At 27.3% G+C, this 21208-nt stretch carries 19 protein-coding genes and 1 other annotated feature; of the genes, 18 read left to right on the top strand and 1 reads right to left on the bottom strand.

Translation table 11 applies throughout. The features are described 5' to 3' along the window. The first annotated feature begins 20 nt into the window (after positions 1 to 20). The 8 genes from cbiQ to BUA19_RS03635 all read left to right on the top strand — a co-directional run bounded on the left by cbiQ (position 21) and on the right by BUA19_RS03635 (position 7465). Positions 21 to 833: a cobalt ECF transporter T component CbiQ gene (gene cbiQ / locus BUA19_RS03670; protein ID WP_072723787.1), complete on the top strand. Its 813-nt coding sequence runs from the start codon at positions 21 to 23 to the stop codon at positions 831 to 833. Continuing rightward, positions 830 to 1609, top strand: coding sequence for an energy-coupling factor ABC transporter ATP-binding protein (locus tag BUA19_RS03665; RefSeq protein WP_072723786.1), 780 nt, complete (start codon positions 830 to 832; stop codon positions 1607 to 1609). The genes cbiQ and BUA19_RS03665 overlap by 4 nt, the downstream gene beginning before the upstream one ends. A gap of 123 nt (positions 1610 to 1732) precedes the next feature. Continuing rightward, positions 1733 to 2737, top strand: coding sequence for an endolytic transglycosylase MltG (gene mltG / locus BUA19_RS03660; RefSeq protein ID WP_072723784.1), 1005 nt, complete (start codon positions 1733 to 1735; stop codon positions 2735 to 2737). 45 nt (positions 2738 to 2782) lie between these two features. Then, positions 2783 to 3427: an O-methyltransferase gene (locus tag BUA19_RS03655; protein WP_084601936.1), complete on the top strand. Its 645-nt coding sequence runs from the start codon at positions 2783 to 2785 to the stop codon at positions 3425 to 3427. Positions 3428 to 3440: 13 nt separating this feature from the next. Beyond that, positions 3441 to 4676, top strand: a complete 1236-nt coding sequence (locus BUA19_RS03650) for a peptidase U32 family protein (RefSeq protein ID WP_072723780.1) — start codon at positions 3441 to 3443, stop codon at positions 4674 to 4676. After that, complete coding sequence (gene udk, locus BUA19_RS03645; RefSeq protein ID WP_072723778.1) at positions 4666 to 5310, top strand: uridine kinase; 645 nt, start codon at positions 4666 to 4668, stop codon at positions 5308 to 5310. Before BUA19_RS03650 ends, udk begins: the two co-directional genes overlap by 11 nt. A 57-nt stretch (positions 5311 to 5367) precedes the next feature. Then, positions 5368 to 7023: a peptidoglycan D,D-transpeptidase FtsI family protein gene (locus tag BUA19_RS03640; RefSeq protein ID WP_072723776.1), complete on the top strand. Its 1656-nt coding sequence runs from the start codon at positions 5368 to 5370 to the stop codon at positions 7021 to 7023. A gap of 58 nt (positions 7024 to 7081) precedes the next feature. After that, complete coding sequence (locus tag BUA19_RS03635) at positions 7082 to 7465, top strand: sigma-70 family RNA polymerase sigma factor (protein WP_242939233.1); 384 nt, start codon at positions 7082 to 7084, stop codon at positions 7463 to 7465. Positions 7466 to 7488: 23 nt separating this feature from the next. On the opposite strand, the gene BUA19_RS03630 is transcribed toward BUA19_RS03635, so the two are convergent. Further along, entirely contained in the window at positions 7489 to 9027 is a 1539-nt protein-coding gene (locus tag BUA19_RS03630) for a recombinase family protein (RefSeq protein ID WP_072723773.1), read from the bottom strand. 177 nt (positions 9028 to 9204) lie between these two features. Between BUA19_RS03630 and BUA19_RS03625 the strand changes: the two genes are divergently transcribed. The 10 genes from BUA19_RS03625 (at position 9205) to BUA19_RS03585 (ending at position 21117) form a co-directional block, all read left to right on the top strand. After that, entirely contained in the window at positions 9205 to 10710 is a 1506-nt protein-coding gene (locus BUA19_RS03625) for a YjjI family glycine radical enzyme (RefSeq protein ID WP_072723771.1), read from the top strand. Further along, positions 10691 to 11524, top strand: a complete 834-nt coding sequence (locus BUA19_RS03620) for a YjjW family glycine radical enzyme activase (protein ID WP_330388991.1) — start codon at positions 10691 to 10693, stop codon at positions 11522 to 11524. Before BUA19_RS03625 ends, BUA19_RS03620 begins: the two co-directional genes overlap by 20 nt. 102 nt (positions 11525 to 11626) lie before the next feature. Beyond that, the gene (locus BUA19_RS11690) at positions 11627 to 11797 is read left to right on the top strand and encodes a hypothetical protein (RefSeq protein WP_178137447.1); all 171 of its coding nucleotides are present in this window, start codon (positions 11627 to 11629) and stop codon (positions 11795 to 11797) included. Positions 11798 to 11825: 28 nt separating this feature from the next. Next, positions 11826 to 16058, top strand: coding sequence for an acyl-CoA dehydratase activase-related protein (locus BUA19_RS03615; protein ID WP_084601935.1), 4233 nt, complete (start codon positions 11826 to 11828; stop codon positions 16056 to 16058). A 45-nt stretch (positions 16059 to 16103) separates the two neighbouring features. Continuing rightward, the gene (locus BUA19_RS03610; protein WP_330388990.1) at positions 16104 to 16379 is read left to right on the top strand and encodes a sigma-70 family RNA polymerase sigma factor; all 276 of its coding nucleotides are present in this window, start codon (positions 16104 to 16106) and stop codon (positions 16377 to 16379) included. A gap of 127 nt (positions 16380 to 16506) precedes the next feature. Continuing rightward, on the top strand, positions 16507 to 17142 hold the full coding sequence (locus tag BUA19_RS03605) for a nitroreductase family protein (RefSeq protein ID WP_072723764.1): 636 nt from the start codon (positions 16507 to 16509) through the stop codon (positions 17140 to 17142). A gap of 123 nt (positions 17143 to 17265) precedes the next feature. After that, positions 17266 to 18798: a spore germination protein gene (locus tag BUA19_RS03600; RefSeq protein WP_330388989.1), complete on the top strand. Its 1533-nt coding sequence runs from the start codon at positions 17266 to 17268 to the stop codon at positions 18796 to 18798. A gap of 6 nt (positions 18799 to 18804) precedes the next feature. After that, positions 18805 to 19959, top strand: a complete 1155-nt coding sequence (locus BUA19_RS03595) for a Ger(x)C family spore germination protein (RefSeq protein WP_072723760.1) — start codon at positions 18805 to 18807, stop codon at positions 19957 to 19959. A gap of 2 nt (positions 19960 to 19961) precedes the next feature. Beyond that, positions 19962 to 20171, top strand: a complete 210-nt coding sequence (locus BUA19_RS03590; protein ID WP_072723758.1) for a hypothetical protein — start codon at positions 19962 to 19964, stop codon at positions 20169 to 20171. 102 nt (positions 20172 to 20273) lie between these two features. Further along, positions 20274 to 20542 (top strand) — a binding site (T-box leader). Positions 20543 to 20595: 53 nt separating this feature from the next. Next, positions 20596 to 21117, top strand: a complete 522-nt coding sequence (locus tag BUA19_RS03585) for a tryptophan transporter (RefSeq protein WP_072723756.1) — start codon at positions 20596 to 20598, stop codon at positions 21115 to 21117. Positions 21118 to 21208: the final 91 nt, after the last annotated feature.

Below are 21208 nucleotides of genomic sequence, written 5' to 3'. Positions count from 1 at the left end.
AAAGAGAGTTGTTTTAATTTATGGAAAAAATGCTCAACTCATTATATGACATTAGATTCTTAGATGAAATTTCAAGTAAAGAAACGATTATACATAATATACATCCATTTGCTAAACTGATAACAACTATTGCATTTTTGATAATTACAGTATCTTTTGATAAATACGATATAAGTAGATTAATACCACTTGTTTTTTATCCTATTGTTTTAATTATTATTGCAGAGATTCCATTAGTTCCTGTTTTAAAAAGATTATTTGTTGCAGCACCTTTTGTTATTGGATTAGGAATTTTTAATCCACTTTTTGATTCTAATCCTGTAATAGTACTTTCATGGATTAAGATTTCAGGGGGATGGATTTCTTTTATTTCCATTCTTATTAAATGTATTTTAACTGTTTTGGCAGCATTTATTCTAATAGCGACAACGGGAATTAATGGGATTGCATTAGCGCTTAGAACAATAGGAATACCTAAAGTGTTTGTGATACAGTTTATTTTAACATATAGATATATATCATTGTTGATTGAAGAAACTCATAGTATGATTCGTGCATATTTACTTAGATCTCCTCGAGAAAAAGGCATTAGGTTTAGTGTATGGGGTTCACTTACAGGGCAGTTACTTATTAGGACTGTAGAAAGAGCACAGCGCATTTATTTATCGATGTGTTGTCGTGGGTTTATAGGAGATTATAATATTGGCAGTGTAGATAATATAGCATTTAGAGATATTGTTTATTTGGGAATATGGATATTGTATTTTATATTTGTGCGTTGTGTAGATATTACGACTATACTTGGTTTGTTGATAACAGGAGGGGTAAAATGAGTCGTAGCATTATTGAAGTAAATAATTTAAGTTACACATATCCTGATGGGAAGATGGCTTTAAATAAAATTAATTTTAAGATAAAAGATGGAGAGTCTGTAGGTATTATAGGTTCGAATGGTGCAGGAAAGTCGACTTTATTAATGAACCTTGTTGGAGCTTTATCTCCAGATGAGGGTGAAGTTTATGTTGATAATATTCTTGTGGAGAAAAAAACATTACCTTTGATAAGAAAAAAAGTTGGAATTGTTTTTCAAAATTCTGATGATCAGTTATTTATGGCTAATATTTACGATGATGTAGCTTTTGGACCTCGTAATTATAAATTATCTGAGGAAGAGGTTAGAAAAAGGGTTATAAATTCTCTCAAGACAGTTGGCATATTACATTTAAAGGATAGAGTTGCATATAAGCTTTCAGGTGGAGAAAAACGAGCAGCTGCGATTGCAACAGTTTTAGCGATGAATCCAGATGTTTTAGTTATGGATGAACCGACAACTGCATTAGATCCAAGAGCTAGAAGAAGATTAATTAATCTTCTTCGCAGTTTTTCACAGACAAAAATAATTACTACTCATGATTTAGATATGGTACTTGAATTGTGTGATAGAATTATTGTATTAAATGAAGGACATGTTGTAGAGGATGGTTTTACTTTGAGTATTTTTGAAAATGATAAACTTATGCAAGAGTGCGGGCTTGAAAGACCTTTAAGTATGCAAAATTGTCCTTTATGTGGATCGAAAAAGAAAATAGGATATAGATATAATATATGAGCAAGCTATAGCTTGTTCTATTTTTTTTGAGAAGTTACATATTGTAAAAAATAGTCTAAAATTATATAATAGTATAGATACAGAAAAATTTTATTTAATAAAAAATAAAAAAGAGGTAATATTATGAAAAAATTTTTTATAAAAGCTATTTTAATAGTAATATTTATCGCTTTAGGACTAGTTTATTTTAATATACAAGTAGGTCCTTATGACTCAAAAAGTAATGAAAAAGTAATTGTTAGTATTCCTAGAGGTTCATCACTTAATGAAACTGCTGGTATTTTAGTAGATAAAGAAGTTGTGAAAAATAAATGGTTTTTTATAATAGTGGCAAAAATAAATCATATGGATAAAGGAATAAAAGCAGGAACTTATAGTATTTCTAAATCATTTTCGAATAAAAAAATACTTGCTTTATTAAATTCAGGAAAAGTATATAAGAATATAGTTAAGGTAACTATTCCAGAAGGATTTGAAGCAAATCAGATTGCAAATAGATTTTCAAATCTTGGACTTGTTGATAGAGAGAAGTTCTTAGAACTAGTGAATAATCCTTCGGTATTTAAAAGTAAATATCCTTTTTTAAACGATAAAAATATAGTTTCTTTAGAGGGATTTTTATTTCCTGATACGTATTTTATAGATAAAAATTATTCAGAAAAAGTTATTATAGATATAATGTTAAAAAGATTTAATGAAATATACGATGAGGATTATAAAAAAAGACAAAAAGAAATGGGACTTAATTTGAATGAAGTTATAACAATGGCTTCTATTATAGAAAAAGAAGCGAAACTCGATGAAGAAAGACCGATAATTTCAGCTGTTTTTTATAATAGAATGAATATAAATATGCCTCTTCAATCTTGTGCTACTGTACAGTATGTTTTAGGGGAGCGAAAATCTGTTTTATCTTATAATGACATAAAAATAGATTCACCTTATAATACTTATAAAAATAATGGACTTCCACCAGGTCCTATAGCATCACCTGGAGAAAAATCTATCAAGGCGGCACTTTATCCAGCTGATGTAGATTATCTTTATTTTGTAGCTAAGAAAGATGGAAGTCATAGTTTTTCAAAAACTTATAGCGAACATCTTAAAAGAAAATTTGAAAACAAATAGGTGGATTTCCACCTATTTATTTGTGTCATAGAAAGGATGATACTTTTGAGTAATATAGTTGATGAATTAGTACAAGATTATATAAGAAAAACTTTAAAGGAAAGTAAGAGTTTTTTAAGAGAATTAGAAGTGTATGCAGATGAAAATTTAGTACCGATAGTTCAGAAAGAAGTTGCTGAGTTTTTGAAAGTACTTTTAAAAATTCATAAACCTAAAAGAATTTTAGAAGTTGGATGTGCTATAGGATATTCTTCTATGTTGTTTGCTGATACTTTAAATAAAAATTGTGAAATAATAACTGTAGAAAGAAATGAAAAGATGATAGAAAAAGCTAGAGAAAATTTTAAAAAATACGGTTTTGAAGATAATATAAAAATACTAGAAGGAGATGCTAAAGAAAAGCTTAAAGAAGTTGAAGGAAATTTTGATATGATTTTTTTAGATGCAGCAAAAGGACAGTATAAGCTTTTTTACGATTTAGTTATAGAAAAATTAAAAATTGGAGGGTTGTTAATTTCGGATAATATACTTTATAAAGGTATGGTAGCAAGTGATAAATATGTTATAAGAAGAAAAAAGACTATAGTAAAAAGAATGAGAAATTATTTAGATTATATAAGTAATTGTAATTATTTAGATACTAGCTTAATACCAATTGGCGATGGTGTAGCGATAAGTTATAAAAAGTAAAGAGGTGATTTAATTGGAAAAAGTAGAATTACTTGCTCCGGCAGGAGATTTGGAGAAATTAAAAATGGCTATTATTTATGGTGCTGATGCAGTGTATATTGGAGGAGAATTTTTTGGATTAAGAGCAGGCGCTAAAAATTTTACATATGAGCAGATGGAAGAAGGAGTAAAATTTGCTCATGAAAGAGGAAAAAAAGTATATGTAACTGTAAATGTAATACCTCATAATGAAGATTTTGAAGGGCTTGATGAATACTTGAAAAGCTTGAAAAAAATAGGTGTAGATGCAGTTATAGTTTCTGATCCAGGTGTTTTATCTGTAGTTAAGGAAGTTATACCTGATATGGAAGTTCATTTAAGTACACAAGCAAATAATACAAATTATATGAGTGCTAGATTTTGGTATAATCAAGGAGTAAATAGAATAGTAGTTGCAAGAGAACTTTCATTTAAAGAAATTAAGCAAATAAAAGATAATATTCCAGAAGATATGGAAATAGAAGCATTTATACATGGTGCAATGTGTATATCGTATTCTGGAAGATGTCTTATAAGTAATTATATGACAGGAAGAGATGCGAATAGAGGCGCATGTGCTCATCCTTGTAGATGGCAATATTACCTAGTAGAAGAAAAAAGACCAGGACAATATTACCCAATATATGAAGATGAAAGAGGAACTTTCTTTTTTAATTCTAAAGATTTGTGTATGATAGAATACATACCACAAATTATAAATTCAGGTATTAAAAGTTTAAAAATAGAAGGGAGAATGAAAACAGCTTATTATGTTGCAACTGTTGTAAGAGCATATAGAATGGCTATTGATGAGTATTATAAAAATCCTGAAAATTGGAAATTTAATCCTTTATGGCTTGAAGAAATAAAAAAAGCAAGTCATAGAGATTTTACAACAGGATTTTATTTTGAAAAGCCAGGTTCAGATGAACAACATTATGGTTCTAGTTCGTATATAAGAAATTACGATTTTATAGGGCTTGTTAAAGAATATGATGAAAAAGAAGATATCGCTGTTGTTGAACAGAGAAATAGAATGTTTACTGGAGATGAAATAGAAATTATAGGTCCAAATAAGGATACAGTTTATACAAAAATAGAAAAAATGTGGACGATAGAAGGAGAAGAAATAGATGTAGCTCCGCATCCAAGACAAATAATAAAGATGAAATTAAATGTTCCTGTAAAGGAAAATTATATATTAAGGAAGGAGATAAAAGATGAAAAATAGACCATTAATAATAGGAATAACTGGAGGAACAGGTTCAGGAAAAAGTACAGTGACAAAAGCGATAATAGAAAGTGTTCCTGAAGAAAATATATCAGTAATAGAACAAGATGCTTATTATAAAGATCAAAGTCATATTCCTTTTGAGGAAAGATTAAAAACGAATTATGATCATCCACTAGCTTTTGATAATGATTTGCTTATAAGTCATTTGAATGACTTAGTGAACGGAAAGAGTATAGAAAAACCTGTATATGATTTTGAAAAACACACTAGAAATTTAGAAAAAACTGTAACAGTATATCCAAGAGATATAATAGTTGTTGAAGGGATAATGATTTTAGAAGATAAAAGATTGAGAAATATGCTTGATATAAAGATATTTGTAGATACTGATAATGATATCAGAATACTTAGAAGAATACAAAGGGATATAGAAGAAAGAGGTAGAACTGTAGATTCAGTAATAGATCAATATCTTACTACAGTAAGACCTGCTCATATGCAGTTTATAGAGCCTTATAAAAGGTACGCTGATATTATAATACCTGAAGGTGGATATAATACTGTTGCAATAGATATTGTTGTTGCTAAAGTTAAATCTATAATACAGTCAAAAGTAAATAAAGATTATTAAATTAAGTATTAACCCCCTGATAATTGGAAAAAATAATTTTTATCAGGGGGTGTTTTTTTGAGAAAAAATAATGTTAAAAAGAAAAATAAAAGAATTGAATTGGTTTTATATTTTTTTATTTTTGTATTTATTTTAATTTTAGGAAGACTTTCTTATATTCAAGTTTATAAAGGAAAAGAATATTATGATAGAGCAATAAGACAAAGTGAAATAAAAGTGGATTTAACTAGTAATAGAGGTTCTATATATGATAGAAATAATATTCTTTTAACAGATAAAGAGAAAGAAGATGTACTTGTTATATTGAAAAGAAATTTTAAGTTAAATAAAAAAACAATAGAGCTTTTAAAAAATATAACTAATATGTCTGAAAAAAATATATATAAGAATTTTGAGTGTAAAAGTGATTTAATAGAGTTAAAAATAAGATATTTAAATGAAAATTTAAAAAGAAAAATAGAAAGTCAAAGTGGAGTTTTAATAGTAAATAAAACACATAGGTATTTAAAAGAGAATATACTTACTCATACTATTGGATATATAAATAAATATGAAAATAAAGGAGTAAGTGGTATAGAAAGAGCTAAAGATGGCTTGTTAAAAAATCAAAGAAGAGAATATGTAGAAGCTTTTATAGATGCTAGACAAAATGTAGTACCTGGTAGTTTTAAAAAATATAGAGATGAGAATCTTAAATCTAAAAATATAAAGTTAACTATAGATTATAATATACAAAAAGCAGTTGAAAAGGCTTTAGATAAAGAAAGCAAAAAAGGTGCTGTTGTAGTTTCAAATGTAAATACAGGAGAAATTTTGGCCATGGCATCTAGACCGAATTTTAATCCTAATAAAGTTGAAGATTATATAAATAGTAAAAATCAAGAGTTACTCAATAAAGCTATTCAATGTAGTTATCCTCCTGGTTCTATATTTAAAATAATAGTATCTCTTGCTGCGTTTGAAGAAGGAGTAGTAGACGAAGATGAAAAATTTAATTGTACTGGAGAAATAGATTTAAATGGGCTTAAAATAAATTGTTGGAAGCGAAAAGGCCATGGAGAAGAAACTTTTAAGGAAGCTTTTTATAATTCGTGTAATCCTGTATTTGTTGAAGTAGGAAAAAGAGTTGGTAGTAAAAAAATATTAGATATGGCTAAAAAAATGGGATTAAAGGATAAAGTTAATATTGGACTTAAAGAAGAAAAATGTGGGATTCTTCCTGCTGGGGATAAAATAAAGGGAAATGCAATAGGAAATATATCCATAGGGCAAGGGGATATAGAAGTAACGCCACTTCAAGTAAATCAAATGACACAAATAATAGCTAATAATGGAGTATATAAAAAATTGTATTTATTTGACTCTGTGCTTAATGAAAATATGAAAGAAATAGAGAAATATAGACCTGAAAAGGACAAAGTAGTTGTATCTCCATTTGTGATAAATAGAGTTAGGAAATTGATGGAGGGTGTAGTAAGAGAAGGAACTGCAAAAAATATAAAAGGACTTAAAGGAGGAAGTGCAGGAAAAACTGGTTCTGCAGAAAGCTATGTTAACGGTAAAAAATTAGTACATGGTTGGTTTACGGGGTATTATCCTGCAAAAAGTCCTAAATATGCAATAACAGTATTTGTATATAATGGAAAATCAGGTGGAGGTTCTGCGGCACCTGTTTTTAGAGATATTGTTAAAAATATAAATAATATTAAATAAGTACAGGCACGTTGAAAACTTTATATTCATATAATATAGAATGACGCAATATATGGGGGTGAATCTATTGGCTTGCACAAAATCTTTCCCTAATCCATTAACCCCTAAAGAAGAACTTGAGTATCTAAAGAGGTTTAAAAATGGAGATTTAAATGCAAAAAATATTCTTATAGAGAGAAATTTAAGATTAGTTGCACATATTGTAAAAAAATATACAAATTATCAGGAAGAGCTTGAAGACTTAATATCCATAGGAACAATAGGACTTATAAAAGCAATAGATACCTACAATATAGAGAAGGGAACAAGACTTGCTACTTATGCTGCTAGATGTATAGAAAATGAAATATTAATGAGTATTAGAGCGGGAAAAAAAAACAAAGGAGAAGTTTCTTTGCAAGACCCAATAGGGGTAGATAAAGAAGGAAATGAGATATCCTAAATACTTTATCTACCTATTATAATTTACTTTTTTGGTAATTTAGGATAAATAATTAAAGTAAATTCATCGTTTTTTTGATGTTTTTCTTTTTTGTATTCCACATAGTAGATTACAGATTTCAGTAATTTATTTTTTTTAGATGGATCATTTGTTTTTTCATAGAGATCTAATATTTTTTTTATTTTAGTAATAATATTTTTTTTATTATTTTGATTTTTTATTTTCAAATTTAGGTTGGATTTTATTTTTTCAATAGATTTTTTTATATTTTCAATTTTTGTATTTATTTTTTTAGACCTTTCTATATATGTATCTTCATCGTATATTTTGCGTTCTAGTAAGTCGTAAATATTATTTTTTTGGTTTTCAAGTTTGGATAGTTGTTTTTGTAAATTATATAAATTTTTTTTATACAAATTTATGGTGTAATCTATATCGTTGTTTATTGTTTTCATTATATTCCAGTCTAGTTGATATTTTTCTAGCCATTTATTTAATCCTAAAATTAAATTTTTTTCTATATATATTAATTTACTACTTTTATTTTTACAATTTTTATAGCACATAATTTGGTCATCTTTATTTTTGTAAGGTCTAAGAATCATAGAAGAATTGCAATTAAAGCATTTGATTAAACCTGCTAGTGGATTTTTAATTTTGTTGTTAAAATGGTAAGGAATATGGTATTTTTTTGATAGTATTTTTTGGGCTTTTTCGTAAATTTCCATTGATATTATTGGTTCGTGTTTACCTTCAACATCTATCCATTCTTCTTTAGGTCTAATTTTGGTTTCTTTTATTTGGCCTATTTTTTTAGATTTTTTGTTTTCTGTTTTTTTCCATTGTATTCTTCCGGTGTATACTTTGTTTTTTATAATATTGAGTACAGAAGAACTTGACCATTCTTTTCCTGTATAACTTTTATATCCCATATTATTTAGAGTATTAGCTATTTTTTTTCCACCCATTCCGTGATTTATGTATAAATCAAATATCATTTTAACAACATGAGATTGCTCTTTATTAATTTTAAGAGTTCTATACTTGTCTGTATAATAAATTTCATATCCATATGGAGGAAGTGTACCTAGATAGTTCCCTTCTTCTATGCTTCGGATTCTACCATTTTGAAGTCTTCTATTTATTATTTTTAATTCTTTACGTGCCATAAAAGCTTCAAATTCTGAATACTCTTCATCAAATTCATCTTTTAAATTATAAATTTTTCTAGGAGTGATTATTTTTGTATTTGATTTTTTAAATGTCTCTAAAATTAGACCTTGTTCCTGCATATTTCCACGGCCAAGTCTATCAATATCCATACATAGAACTCCATCGTACATTTTTTTCTCTACATCTTTAAGAAGTTTTAACATTTGAGGCCTATGAACAAGACTTTCTCCAGAAACTATTTCTTCGTATATTTTTATTATATTAAGATTGTTTTCTTTTGCAAATTTATTTAAAATTTTTTTGTGTTTTAATAAAGTTTCTCCTTCTCCTTTTCTTTCAGCTTCTACATCAGCTCTTGATTTTCTAAGATACATGCAGACTTTTAGCATATAATATCTTCTCCTTTTATATAATTAAATGTTTTTGTATTAATAAATATGATTTATTTGTATTAATATGTTAAAAGTAAAATTATAATGTTTATTTTTAAGATAACGTTTGCCAAAATGTGATGATGGATATAAAATATATATGTCAAGTAAAATTAAAATGGAGAGTGGATATAAATGAATAATGTTTTGAATATTATAAAAGATAATTCTTTAACTTATGAGCAGAAGGTATTGAGTCTTGCAAGAGAAGCAGAAAATAGTTTAAGTGTTCTTAATGTAAGCAAAGAGGTCTATGAATACATAAACGAAGGCATAATTTGTGACCTTAATGAAGGACATGCACCATATAGACCTAGATACGTAGTACCTGATTATGAAAAGTTTATAAAAAATGGAAGTGAGTTTTTAGGACTTAAACCTCCTAAGAATATTTTAGAAGCGGTAAATAATTTATTGATTTTATATAAACATGTTCCTTCTATAACTTCTTTTCCTGTGTATATAGGAAATATTGATATTTTACTTGATCCGTTTGTAGAAGATGAAAAGAAAGCTTATGATGTTATAAAATTATTTTTAACTCATATAGATAGAACTATTACAGATTCATTTTGTCATGCTAATATTGGTCCAAAAGACACTAAAGCTGGAAGGTTGATATTAAAAGCGGAAAGAGAACTTCAAAATGCTATTCCCAATATTACAATTAAATATAGTAAAAATACGCCGAATGATTTTGCTATTGATGCGATAAATACAGCACTTATTACAGCGAAGCCGAGTTTTGCAAATCATGAAATGTTTTTAAATGATTTGGGAGAAAATTATGGAATAGTTAGCTGTTATAATGGGTTAAATATAGGTGGTGGAAGTTATACATTAGTAAGATTAAATTTAGCAAATTTAGCTAAAAAGTCAAAAGATGTAGATGATTTTATCGATGTAATTCTTCCAGATGCAGTAAAAAGAATGGCCTCTTATATAGATGAAAGAGTTAAATTTTTAGTTGAAGAAAGCGGTTTTTTTGAATCAAGTTTTTTAGTTAAAGAAGGATTGATTAGTAAAAATAATTTTACAGCTATGTTTGGTATTTTTGGTTTAGCAGAGTGTGTAAATCACTTTATAAATTCAGATAAACAAGAAGATAGATTTGGACATAGTGAATATGCTAATAAATTGGGACTTAAAATTATTTCTAGATTAGAAAAGGAAGTGTGTAAACATAATAATTCTCACTGTAAAGTTTCAAATGGAAAATATTTGTTACATGCTCAGGTCGGAATAGATACAGATAATGGTATAAGCCCTGGGTGTAGAATACCTATTGGAGAAGAACCTGAAATTCATGAACATTTAATGCAAGCAGCTAAATTTCATAAATTTTTTCCATCAGGTATAGGTGATATTTTCAGTTTTGACAGTATGGCTAAAAATAACCCAGAGTTTATATTAGATATTATTAAAGGTGCATTTAAAGAAAATATGAGATATTTTTCATTATATTCTACGGATAGTGATATTATTAGAATTACAGGATATCTTGTAAAAAAATCAGAAATGGAGAAATTAGAAAGAGGGGAACAGGTTCTTCAAGATACTGTTGCATTAGGACTTGGAGCAGTAAAAAACAATAAAGTATTAAAGAGAAAGGTTAGAAATAATGCGAGGATTAGTAAATAAAATAATTCCTTTTAGTTCTGTAGATGGACCTGGAAATAGAACTGTGATTTTTATGCAGGGATGCAATTTTAATTGTCTTTATTGTCATAATCCAGAAACTATAAATGTTTGTAATAGTTGTGGTATATGTGTGAGTAAATGTCCTTATAATGCTCTTATGTTAAAATTCGGAAATGTAATATGGGATAAAAATATTTGTAAAATGTGTGATTTGTGTTTGCAAATTTGTAAAAACAATAGTTCACCGAAGGCGACTTATATGAGTGTTGATGAAGTTTTAAAAGAAATAAATAAAGTAAAGTCATTTATTTCTGGAATAACAGTTTCTGGTGGTGAATGTACACTTCAATCTGAATTTTTAGTAGATTTATTTAAAAAAGTAAAAAGTATGGGATTAACTGTTTTTATTGATACAAATGCTTCAATTCCTTTATATGAAAAAAAAGAGTTAGTTGATTTGATAGATATGGCTATGGTAGATATAAAAGCGTATGATTTTAAAGAACATAAAATGCTTACGGGTAAGGGTAATGATGTTGTGATTGAAAATGTAAAATATCTTGCAAAAATTAATAAATTATATGAAATAAGAACTGTTATTGTTCCAGGTGTTTTAAACAATTATTATAATGTCGATATGATTAGTAAATTACTTGTATCTTTAAATTCTAATATAAGATATAAAATTATAAAATATAGACCAATTGGAGTTCGTAAAGATATTATTGATAGTTGTGTACCTAGTGAGGATATGATGGAAGAACTTTTAAATTTAGCAGTTAAAAATGGATGTGAAAATGTAATTTTAGTTTAAAAAATAGTGCTTATATTTTTTTAAGCACTATTTTTTTGTTTAACTAAAAATGAATAGGACAAATTTATAGATTCATATATTTGGAATAAGGGGGGGAATGTTATGAATTGTGAAAAAGATAATATAGAATATGATGAATTTTATAAATTTGGTAATACAAAAGTATATATTATAGGGCCTAAATTGAATTTAGAAGAAGTAAATGAAGTATTATATGATTTTCATCGGGTTGGATGGGAGATTATAGAAGAATTATTATCTGAAGGAGATTAATAGATTGGGAGGTGAATTTTTAATTTGTATGAATAATTTATTACATTTAGGATTAGATGTAGGTTCGACTACTGTTAAAATTGTGATATTGGATAGTAGTAATAGGATAGTTTTTAGTAGATATAAAAGACATTATTCTGATATAAAAAAAGCAGTTATAGAATTGATAGTTGAAATTTACAATAAATTTAAAGATAATCATATAACTATTATGGTAGCAGGTTCAGGAGGTATTTTTGTATCAAAATGGTTGAATATAGAATTTATACAAGAGGTTATAGCTTCTAAAAAAGCTATTGAAAATTTTATTCCACATACTGATGTAGCTATTGAACTTGGAGGGGAGGATGCAAAAATAACATTTTTTAATGATGGAGTAGAACAAAGAATGAATGGTATTTGTGCGGGAGGTACTGGAGCTTTTATAGATCAAATGGCATCACTTTTAAAAACTGATGCTGCTGGTCTTAATGAACTTGCAAAAAATTATAAAACAATATATCCTATAGCTGCTAGGTGTGGTGTATTTGCTAAAACAGATATTCAACCTCTTTTAAATCAAGGAGCATTAAAAGAAGATATAGCAGTTTCTATATTTCAAGCTGTAGTAAATCAAACGATATCAGGTCTTGCATGTGGTAAGTCTATAAAAGGAAATGTAGCGTTTTTAGGAGGACCACTTTATTTTTTATCTGAACTTAGAAATAGATTTAAAGAAACTTTAAAATTGGATGATTGTGAAGTTGTATTTCCTGAGAATTCTCAATTTTATGTTGCTATGGGAGCAGCCATGGAATCAAAAAATAAAGAGAAAATTTCTCTTTATGAATTAAAAAGTAGATTATTTAATTTAAATAGTTTTGAAAATAACGAAATTGTAAAGTTACAACCTTTATTTAAAAACAAGCATGAACTTGATGAATTTAGATTAAGACATAGTAAAGACAAAGTAAAGAGAAAGGAACTGAAAAATTTTAATGGAAATTGTTATTTAGGAATAGATGCAGGATCTACTACAACTAAAGTTGTACTTATAGATGAAGAATGCTCGATTTTGTATTCTTTTTATGATACTAATAAAGGAAGTCCCCTTGATTCTGTAATAAAAGCACTAAAAGATTTGTATGATAAATTACCTGAGAATGCAAAAATAGTAAATTCTGTGGTAACTGGTTATGGTGAAGAATTTTTAAAATCAGCTCTACTTATTGACATAGGAGAGGTTGAAACAATAGCGCATTATATAGCAGCTCAGTTTTTTTTACCAGAAGTAGATTTTGTTTTAGATATTGGTGGACAAGATATGAAATGTTTGAAAATAAAGAATAAAATTATTGAAAACATAATGTTAAATGAAGCTTGTTCATCGGGGTGTGGTTCTTTTATAGAGACATTTGCAAATACTCTTGGTATGGATGTAAAAGAATTTGTAAATATTGCTTTATTTGCAAAAAATCCAATTGATTTAGGTTCAAGATGTACAGTATTTATGAATTCTAAAGTGAAACAAGCTCAAAAAGATGGGTTTACTGTTGGGGATATTTCAGCAGGGCTTTCGTATTCTGTTATAAAAAATGCTTTGTTTAAGGTTATAAAAATGAAAAAACCAGAGGATTTAGGAGAGAAAATAATAGTTCAGGGTGGAATGTTTTGCAATGATGCTGTACTTAGAAGTTTTGAAGTTATTACAAAAAGAGAGGTTATAAGACCTGATATATCGGGTCTTATGGGAGCATTTGGGGCTGCAATTATTGCTAAAAATAGATATTTTTATGGATATAAAAGCACTCTTTTAAATAAAGATGAGCTTGATAGATTTTCTATACAAACTTTTATGATAAGATGTAAAAAATGTACAAATAATTGTTTGCTTACAGTTAATAGGTTTAATGATGGAAGAGAATTTGTTTCTGGAAATAGGTGTGAAAAAGGAGTGAAACACGAAAAAGGTAACAAAGAAATAATAAACTTATATGATTATAAGTATAAGAAAATATTTGATTATAAACCTCTTAAAAAAGAAGATGCGATAAGGGGAATTATAGGAATTCCAAGAGTGCTCAATATATATGAAAATTATCCTTTTTGGTTTACTTTTTTTACAAAACTTGGATTTAGAGTAGAACTTTCTCCGAGTTCTTCAAAAGATATTTATGAATTGGGAATAGATACTATTACTTCAGAATCAGTATGTTATCCAGCAAAATTAGTTCATGGACATATAGCATATCTTATAAATAAAGGAATAAAAATTATTTTTTATCCGTGTATTTCTTATGAAAAGAAGGAGCAAATAGATGCTGATAATCATTTTAATTGTCCGATAGTTACATCTTATTCAGAAGTTATAAAAAATAATATGGATATTATTTTGAAAAATAATGTAAAATTTATAAATCCATTTATTCCCTATGACAATAAAAAAAGGCTTAAAAAAAGACTTTATGAAGTTTTTAAGGAATTTAATATAGATAAAAATGAAATTGAAAGAGCTGTAGACTTAGCATGGAGAGAGGATATAAATGTTAAAGATAATATAAGAAAAAAAGGAGAAGAAACAATAAAATATTTAAGTGAATGTGGAAAGAAAGGAATTGTATTATGCGGAAGACCGTATCATATAGACCCAGAAATTAATCATGGTATACAAAATATTATAACTTCTTATGATATAGCAGTGCTTACAGAAGATTCTATAGCACATTTAGGAAAAGTGGAAAGGCCTTTAAGAGTTGTTGATCAATGGATGTATCATTCAAGATTATATGCAGCTGCAAGTTTTGTAGCAACTCAGAAAAATTTAGAACTTATTCAATTGAATTCGTTTGGATGTGGTTTAGATGCAGTAACAACTGATCAGGTTGAAGAAATATTAAATAGTCATGGAAAAACATATACTGTTTTAAAAGTTGATGAAGTAAGTAATTTAGGAACTGTAAAAATAAGAATACGTTCATTAATATCTGCATTAAAAGAAAGAGAAAAAAAAGAAATTGTTTTAAAAAAGATAAGGCGAGATAATGAAAGAGTTATATTTACAAAAAAAATGAAAAAAAATCATACTATATTATGTCCTCAAATGTCACCTATTCATTTTCAATTTATGCAAGAAGCATTCAATAGTGAGGGATATAATTTAAAAGTTCTTTCATCAAGTGATAAAAAATGCATAGAAGAGGGATTAAAATATGTAAATAATGATGCATGTTATCCATCTATTATAGTAGTTGGTCAAATAATTAATGCATTAAAATCGGGTGAATATGATATTAATAATACTTCAGTTATTATATCTCAAACAGGTGGAGGGTGTAGAGCTAGTAACTATATAGGATTTTTGAGAAAAGCTTTAAAAGATGCAGGTTTAGAAAATATTCCTGTTATTTCTTTGAATTTGTTAGGAATGGAAAAAAATCCTGGATTTAGATTAACAATAGATATTATGAAAAAGTTGATTATGGCATGTATTTATGGAGATTTGCTTATGAGGGTTTTATATAGGGTAAGACCTTATGAGAAATTTACAGGATCAGCAAATTCACTGTATTTTAAATGGGTTAAAATTTGTAAAGAAAGTGTAAATATAGGGAATGTAAAAAAATTTAAAGAGAATATAAAAAATATAGTGAATGATTTTGATCTTTTAGAGGTTATTGATATAAAGAAACCGAGAATAGGGTTAGTAGGTGAAATATTAGTTAAGTTTCATCCCATGGCAAATAATAATATTATAAATATTATAGAGAATGAGGGTGCGGAGGTTGTAGTTCCGGATATTATTAATTTTTTTCTATATAGTGTTTATGGAAATATATTTAAATATAATTATTTAGCGGGTAAAAAAAGATATAAATTTTTGAGTGAATTTATAATAAAATTTATTGAATATTGCAGAAATTATATGAGAAATGCTTTAAAGCAAAGTGAAAGATTTAGTATTCCTAAAAATATTTATGAATTGGCTAAAAAAACAAGTACTATTGTATCTTTAGGTAATCAAACTGGTGAGGGTTGGCTTTTAACAGCAGAGATGATTGAGTTAATAGAAGATGGTGTTGAGAATATAATATGCGTGCAACCTTTTGCTTGTCTTCCTAATCATATAACAGGAAAAGGAGTAATTAAAGAATTAAAAAGAAGATATCCTAATTCCAACATTATAGCAGTGGACTATGATTCAGGAGCAAGCGAAGTAAATCAATTGAATAGAATTAAACTTATGCTTGAGGTTGCATTTAATAATGGGGAATTTATATGTTAAAGTTACTGTATAAATTGATAAAAGGTTTAAGATAATGAGATATCTTTGATAGATATATTGGGAACAAATGTAGATGATGTTATAGATGAAGTTGAATTAAAAATACAAATAAAAAAATTATATGATAAGATTAATAATTTACTTACATCAAGAGAAAAAGAAATTATAGAATTGAGATATGGACTTACACCAAGTGGATATAAAACTCAACGGGAAATTGCAAAAAAATTAAATATTTCTCGTTCTTATGTTTCGAGAATAGAAAAAAGAGCTTTAAAAAAACTTAAAAGAGAATTTTATCTAGAAAATGAAAATATGTAGAATATAATTAAATTATTAGGATTGTGTTTATAGAATATATGTAAGCACAATCCTATTATAATATTTGATGTAGAAATATTTTATGTGGTATTATATATTTGAATACAAAATACAAAGGAGGATACATATGAAAAATTTAGATTTTATTTATAAAAGACATAGTGTTAGAAAATTTAAAGATCAAGATGTACCTATGGAAGATATAAAGGAAATGATAAAAGCTGCTACACATGCTCCTTCGGGTAAGAATGTTCAAAATTGGCATTTTGTGGTTGTTAAGGATAAACAAAAAATACAAGAGATGGCTAAATTAATAGAAAAAAAACATATGGAAATTGCAAATTATACAAAAGATGAAAAAAAACGTGAGAAATTTATTAAGTTTTTAAAATATTTTATAATGTTTAAAAATGCTCCTGTACTTATAATGGTATATGCAGGTGATTATCCTGTTACAGCATTAGATTTGTTAAAAGAAGGTGGAGCATCTGATGAAGAAATACGTGAACTTTTAAAACCTGCTCCGGGAATACAAAATATAGGAGCTGCTATGGAAAATTTACTTTTAGCTGCTGCTAATATGGGATATGGAGGTTGTTGGATGACAGGACCAAATTATGCTAGAAGTGAACTTGCTGAGTTTATTGGATTTAAGAAAGATGGATATTCTCTTGTTGCAATGACTCCTATTGGAGTTCCTGATGGAGAGGTTAAAAGTCCTCCTAGAAAACCATTAGAAGAAGTTATGACGGTAATTGAATAGTTTTTGCTAAATCCTTATATCGAAAAATGATATAAGGATTTTTTTTTACTAATGGAATATATAAATTAAATCGTGGAAATAATTATATAACATAAGATATATTAAGAAATAGAGGGTGTTTTTATGTTAAAAATGTTTAAGCAATCACATAAAGAAGAAAATATCAATTTTGGTCAATATAGTAATTTGAAACTTTCAAAATCATTAGAAAAAAATATCAATATGTTTAAAGAAATTTTAAAAGATATTGAAACTATAAAATACAGAAGGTTTGAAAATAAAAAAAATAATAAATTTAAATATTGTATGGTTTATATTGATGAACTGGTAAAAAAAGAGATACTCAATGAGTACATTATGCATCCTCTTATGAATGAAATAATAAATAAAAACAATGTAGATGAAATATTAAATACAATAGTATATACGGCAGAAGCTGAAGAAAAAAGAGATATAAATGATTTGATAGAAGAAATATTATATGGACATGTAATTCTTTTGATTGATGGAGTTGATGAAGCTATTTCAGTTAGCGCTCATGGGTGGGAAAGAAGAGCCATAGAAGAACCTGAGTCAGAAGTTACAGTAAGAGGTCCTAAAGAAGGATTTACTGAATCTATTAATACTAATTTAGCTTTGATAAGAAGGAAAGTTATAAGCCCTGATTTAAAATTTAAATTTAAAAAAATAGGAGTTAGAACAAAAACTAAAGTATGTATATGTTATATAGAAGGTTTAGCGTCCGAAAAAATTTTAAAAGAATTAGAACATAGATTGGATAAAATAGATATAGATGGAATACTTGAATCAGGTTATATAGAAGAATTAATAAAAGATGAACCGCTATCTCCTTTTAAAACAATTGGACACACAGAAAGACCAGATATTGTTGCTGCTAAATTATTAGAGGGCAGAATAGCTGTGGTATGTAATGGAACTCCTGTTGTTTTGACATTACCTTTTTTATTTATGGAGTACTTTCAATCTAATGAAGATTATTATAATAATTTTATATATGCTTCCATTAATAGGATGATAAGATATATAGGTTTTTTCTTAACAACTAGTACACCAGCTATTTATTTAGCTTTAGTTACATATCATCAAGAAATGATTCCAACACCTTTGTTAATTAGTATTTTTGCAGCTCGTGAGGGAATACCATTTCCAACTATATTTGAAGCGATTGTTATGATATTTGTATTTGAATTATTAAGAGAAACGGGAATTATGCTTCCAAAACCTATAGGTTCAACTGTAAGTATGGTAGGTGCATTAGTGTTAGGTGAAGCTGCTGTTAATGCAAGATTTATAAGTGCTCCTATGGTAATAATAACAGCAATTACTGGTATTTCAGGTTTTTTAACTCCTAAAATGTTAGGACCTATACTTGTAATTAGAACTATATTTTTATTGTTAGCTTCTATGCTTGGACTTTATGGATATATATTTGGAGTAATAGGTTTGTTTATCCATTTAATGTCTATTAGATCTTTTGGAATACCATATATGTTAAATTTAGGCTCTGTCGATATTCAAGATTTAAAGGATACATCTATAAGAATGCCATGGTGGTATATGTATTATAGACCTAAGTTAATTGCTAATAAAAATATGGAAAGAAGAAAGAGCTCTAATAGATGGGAAAGAAGGTAAAATATAATGAAAAATATAAAAATAATCATTTTAATTTTTACCATTTTATTATATGTAATTGTACTTACTGGGTGTTGGAATTATAGAGAAATAAATGATATGAATATAATTCACGGTGCTGCTGTGGATAAGTATAGGGAAAAAGATAAGTATATTCTCACTACAGAAATTATAAAGCCAATGGCTGGACAAGAATTTAAAATGGAGGCTGATGTAATTTCAGAAGAAGGAGATAGTTTATTTGATGCTGTAAGAAATATGATTATACATTCAGGAAAGAGAGGATATTGGTCTCATGCTAAGGTGTTTATTATAAGTTCAGATATAGCAAAAGAAGGAGTTGTACCTGTGCTTGATTTTATAACTAGAGATGCAGAGGTTAGATCAGATATATGGCTTTTGGTTTCAAAAGAAAAGACAGCTAAAGAAATATTAGAAGGAAAAACAAAGCTTCACTCAACAATTTCAGCACATTTGGAAGATAAGATGAAAAATGAAAAGTCAATTTCTAAATTTAAAGAAATTGAACTATATCAATTTTTAGATGATTTATCTAATGAAGGAATTTCTCCTGTTATTCCTGCTGTTCATATGGTTAAAAAGAAAGGCGATGTAGTTCCTGAAATATGTGGAAGTGCTGTATTTAAAAAAGACAAAATGGTAGGGTGTATAGATGGAATGCAAACGAGAAGTATGCTTCTTATAAAGGATGAATTAAAAGGAGGAGTATTTGTAATAGAGGATGTAGGAGAAAAAAATACAGATGTTTCTTTGGAAGTGTTTAGCTCTAAAACAAAGGTAAAACCAGTATTAAAAGATGGAAATATAATTATTAAAATTGATTCTAAAATAGATGTGGGTATAGGAGAGATAATGGGAGAAGAAGATCTTATAAGTGAAAAAGGGCGTGAAAAATTAAAAAAACAGGCGCAAAGAGTAATAAAAAATCAAATGGAAGATGTAATAAAAAAAGCACAAAATGAATATGAAAGTGATATTTTTGGGTTTGGAGCTATTATTCATAGAAAAATGCCTGATACATGGAAGGAAGTAAAAAATAATTGGGATTATATTTTCAAAAATTTAGATATACAAATAAATGTGCAGGTAAATATTAAAGGAAGTGCTTTAACATCAAAACCTATCAAGGTAGGTGATTAATTGTGGTTTTTTTAGTAATTTTAGCTTATTTAATTATAGGTGTAATTGAGATAGTACCTTTATTAAAAAAGAATCAAAAAAAAGAGCTTGTATTGTATTCTATTACGTTTATATTGGCGTTTGTAATAAGCATATTGCTAAGTTTAGGCGTTAAAATTCCTAGTCCTGCGAAGGCTATCGAAAAAGTTGTGTTGACTGTTTTGGGTAAGTAGCTGAATAAAATATTTTTTATATAATTTAAATTATATAAAAAATATTTTGAAAATAATTGTAATAATTCTTAGAATTTAATATAATTAATAAAAATAAATATATTAAATTCTAAGATCAGGAGTAGTAGTTAGAATATTTAATATTTAGCGAGTAGGAGATTGGTGAGAGTCCTATTATTAAATTTCTAATGAATGGACCTGTGAGAAGTCTGGTGAAATTCAAATAAATTTATTTGAAAATTAGCCATGGTCGGGGGTTTCCCGTTACAGAAACAGGATATCGAGGATAATCTCTGTATCTGTTGAGATGAGATAGTATTTTTCTATCTAATTTGGGTGGTACCGCGGAAATTGAGCTTTTCGTCCCTTAATTAGGGATGGAGGGCTTTTTTATTTAAGTAGAAAAATAGAAGGAGAGATTTGTATGAATTTGAGAAAAAATATATTAACGGCATTATTACTTGCTATAGGATTTATATTACATCAGTTAATTCCAGGTATGATAGTTGGTATGAAATTTGATTTAATGCTTTCTATTATGTTTGTATCTATTCTCATAAATAGTGATTTTAAAAATTCTATATTAACAGCTATTATTGGAGGATTTATAACTGCTATGACAACAACATTCCCAGGAGGACAGATTCCAAATATTATAGATAAATTTGTTACTTGTATATTAGTGTTTTTAATGATAAAAATAGTAGGGAAGTATAAAGAAAATCAAGTATTTATATTGGCAATATCTTTTATAGGAACTATTATAAGTGGAGTTGTATTTTTAATATCTGCACTTTTTATAGTAGGATTACCTGCTCCGTTTAATGGGTTGTTTTTAGGTATAGTACTTCCAACTGCGATAACTAATGTTTTTATGACGATATTTATTTATAATGTTGTTAAAGTAGCAATTAAGCTATCGGGGTCTAAATTTATAGGAAATTAATTTTTAACATTTTTTTAAATTGGAATTTTGATATTGGAATTATTCTATAAAATGGAAAAATTGACTTTTTTTAAATAATTTGTTACACTTT

Origin of the sequence: Tepidibacter thalassicus DSM 15285 (assembly GCF_900129915.1) — a bacterium.
GTDB lineage: Bacteria > Bacillota > Clostridia > Peptostreptococcales > Peptostreptococcaceae > Tepidibacter > Tepidibacter thalassicus.
Note: the sequence above shows the minus strand (reverse complement) of the source record. Positions and strands in the feature narration are given on the sequence as shown.